This window comes from Myroides sp. WP-1 (assembly GCF_014145635.1).
GTDB lineage: Bacteria > Bacteroidota > Bacteroidia > Flavobacteriales > Flavobacteriaceae > Flavobacterium.
On sequence record NZ_JACHTC010000042.1, the window covers coordinates 1 to 4,289 of the forward strand.

Consider the following 4,289-nt stretch of genomic DNA (forward strand, 5'->3'; position numbering starts at 1 on the left):
TTGAAAAGATCATCAACAATGAAACAGTTAAAAATAAAATATTAGAACTCCTAACTGTAGTAGGTGGCGGAAATGTGTATTACGATGGTACAAGATTTACCTATGCAGATGCCAATGGTGTTGTTCGTGAGATTGACCTAAGCCAGATCGTCAAATCCCTCGAAACGCTTACTACCTTAGTAAACAACGGCGATGGAACGTATACCTATACGTCAGAGAACGGCACAAAAACGATTGTTAATGTACCACAAGATGTGATCGATCAGTTTGAAAAGATCATCAACAATGAAACGGTTAAAAATAAGATATTAGAACTCCTAACTGTAGTGGGTGGCGGAAATGTGTATTACGATGGTTCAACATTTACCTATGCAGATGCCAATGGCGTTGTTCGTGAGATTGACCTAAGCCAGATCGTTAAATCCCTCGAAACGCTTACTACCTTAGTAAACAACGGCGATGGAACGTATACCTATACGTCAGAGAACGGCACCCAAACGATTGTTAATGTACCACAAGATGTTATAGATCAGTTTGAAAAGATTATCAACAATGAAACGGTTAAAAATAAGATATTAGAACTGATAACTGTAGTGGGTGGCGGAAATGTGTATTACGATGGTACAAAATTTACCTATGCAGATGCCAATGGTGTTGTTCGTGAGATTGACCTAAGTCAGATCGTCAAATCCCTCGAAACGCTTACTACCTTAGTAAACAACGGAGATGGAACGTATACCTATACGTCAGAGAACGGCACAAAAACGATTGTTAATGTACCACAAGATGTGATTGATCAGTTTGAGAAAATCATCAACAATGAAACAGTTAAAAATAAAATATTAGAACTCCTAACTGTAGTAGGTGGCGGAAATGTGTATTACGATGGTACAAGATTTACCTATGCAGATGCCAATGGCGTTATTCGTGAGATTGACCTAAGCCAGATCGTCAAATCCCTCGAAACGCTGACTACCTTAGTAAATAACGGAGATGGAACGTATACCTATACTTCGGAGAATGGCACAAAAACGATTGTTAATGTACCACAAGATGTTATAGATCAGTTTGAAAAGATCATCAACAATGAAACGGTTAAAAATAAAATATTAGAACTCCTAACTGTAGTGGGTGGCGGAAATGTGTATTACGATGGTACAAGATTTACCTATGCAGATGCCAATGGTGTTGTTCGTGAGATTGATTTAAGCCAGATCGTCAAATCCCTCGAAACGCTTACTACCTTAGTAAACAACGGCGATGGAACGTATACCTATACTTCGGAGAATGGTACAAAAACAATTGTTAATGTACCACAAGATGTTATAGATCAGTTTGAAAAGATCATCAACAATGAAACGGTTAAAAATAAAATATTAGAACTGATAACTGTAGTGGGTGGCGGAAATGTGTATTATAATGGTACAAAATTCACCTATGTTGATGCCAATGGCGTTGTTCGCGATATTGATTTAAGTCAAGTTGTCAAAGCCAATGAAACGCTTACTACCTTAGTAAATAATAACAACGGTACTTTTACGTATACTTCGGAGAATGGCACCCAAACGATTATTGATGTTCCACAATCGGTGATTAATGAATTTGAAAAAATCATCAGTGATGAAACGGTTAAAAATAAAATATTAGAACTCCTAACTGTAGTAGGTGGCGGAAATGTGTATTACGATGGTTCAACATTTACCTATGCAGATGCCAATGGTGTTGTGCGCGTGATTGATTTAAGTCAGATCATCAAATCCCTCGAAACGCTTACTACCTTAGTAAACAACGGCGATGGAACGTATACCTATACTTCGGAAAATGGCACAAAAACGATTATTGATGTTCCTCAGGATGTTATAGATCAGTTTGAAAAAATCATTAACAATGAAACGGTTAAAAATCAGATTTTAGAATTGATAACAATATCAGGAGGAGGTAATGTGTATTATGACGGTACAAAGTTTGAATATCTCGATGTAGATGGAATAAAGAAAATCATTGATATTTCAGCTATAGTCAAAGCCAATGAAACGCTGACTACTTTAGTAGACAATGGCGATGGTACCTTTACGTATACTTCGGAGAATGGCACCCAAACGATTATTGATGTTCCAGAATCTGTAATTAAAGAGTTTGAAAAAATCATCAACAATGAGACAGTGCGACATGAATTGGAGCAATTAATTCTAAATACGGGAGGAAATGTGTATTATGATGGTACAAAGCTTGAATATCTCGATGAAAATGGAGTAAAACAAATCATTGATTTATCAGGTATGATTAAAGACAATGAGACGCTAACTACGTTAATTAACAACCAAAATGGTACGTATACCTATACGTCAGAAAATGGAAGTCAAACCATTATTGAAGATACCTTAACTGTATTAGCTTACAATCCAACAACGGGGATTTTGACCTACAAAGATGAGCACAAAAACATAGCAACAGTAGATATCAGAAATGCGGTAAAAACGTTTGAAACAGTAACCCGTATCACGAGTAATACAGCGGCAGGAACCATTACGTTTGTAGATGAAAAAGGAGTTTCGACGGTATTGGATATGAAAGCACTAGTAAAATACCACGAAACTGTAACCAAGATATCGAGCAATGCAACAGCGGGAACAATTACATACACAGACGAAAAGGGAGCGTCAACTGTTTTGGATATGAAACCAGTAGTGAAAGCGCATGAAACAAAAACAACGTTGGTTAACAACAATAATGGTTCATATACCTATAAAAATGAAGTAGGAACGACAACTGATATCAAATTTCCGTCGTATGAATTAACAGCGTATTTAATCAAGAGTAGTGGAACAACTCCAAGACCTTCTTGGAGTTATGCTCAAATGCATGCGTCACCTGGTGGGACAACTCATTTTTATGAAACTAATGCTTCTCTTGCAACCATTTACAAAGCTTCTTTTAATACTAATGCAAATTCTGCAGCAACAAAGTACATGGATTTGGACTTTTACGTTTTTGCCAAAGCAATGACAAATGACAATGTTATAGGTCCAGGAGGAGGAATACTTTCATCCGAAGAAGTTGTTGTATATACACAGGTGGACGTTTACATTAATGGTAATTTAGTCCGAAGCTATGTGAGGAGAAAATATAATTTAGGAGGACAAGAGCATGGAGTGAACTATGATGATCTATATTATAATACTCTTATTCCTCTTGCTGGTATTCCTCTATCGCGTACTAATAACACAATAGAGATTAAGGTGAAACCAACTTCGAGTTCAATTGCTAGAAATACTGGCCCAGGGCCTCATCAATTTGCAGCGAATTCAAGAAATGTATTTTATATGGAACTCGGAAATATTTATTTAAGCTTGTTTGAGAAACAATAAATTTTAATACGTTCAAGTATTTGTGTGTTTTTTGGTTGGAGTCTTGCCCAGTTTTTGGGCAGGCTCCTTATCAAACCATTACAAGTAACGTTGCATGCGTAGACTAGTAATTTCAAAGTGTAGTTCATGTCTATTGCTATAGTTACAACACACATAATGAGATGGTCAAACAGAACGACGTAGTAGTTGTTATTATGTCTCTTATCATGGAAGAGCTTTTGAAATAAATAAGTAAAGAAAAAGAGAGTGACTCAAAAGGTCGCTCTCTTTCTGTTTAAGCTCATATTCTCAATGAAATTAGTTTTTAGGCGGTTTCAATCGTGCTTCAATTCAGCCTATTGGAACTGTATGGAAAAAAAAATAGTAGTCAAGTATTTACTCTTCAACTAGTATTTGTAGAGGTTTGTCGGCTTGCGAAAAATGTTGAAATAGAAGACTCGAAGCGTTTACAACATCTGTATTTAGATTGATCGAACATTAAAACCTGTGATTGTATTCAAAGTTGTTAATCGGTGCATTTGAGAGATTACAGATATGGACGCAAAGGAGAACGTTTTTTTTTAATCAAGTATTCTTACATTTTTTAAAGTTAAAGTGTGTATCAATGTTGTTTTTGTATTTTATGATATTTTTTTTAACTTTTTTGTTAATTATTTTTGTTTGTTGCTTGTTGTTATTGGTATTTGGTTAAATATATTTAAAATATTAAAAAAATATCAATAGGTTTTTAGTTTGTATAAAATAAAAAAAAACAACTTATTCTTTACAACTTATAAAATAAGAATAGATAAAACTAAATTGATAAAAATGAAAAGAAAATTATTTTCAATTGGAGCTTTGCTGCTAGTCTCAGTGGTACACGCTCAGGTGGGAATAGGAACAACTACACCTAATAAATCTGCTGAATTGACGATTATGTCA

General features: G+C 35.2%; 1 protein-coding gene. It reads left to right on the forward strand.

Translation table 11 applies throughout. From position 1 onward, the window contains the following. Positions 1–3,368, forward strand: a 3,368-nt coding sequence (locus H4K33_RS16120) for a hypothetical protein (RefSeq protein WP_182650828.1), incomplete at its 5' end; no start/stop codon positions are given. Positions 3,369–4,289: the final 921 nt, after the last annotated feature.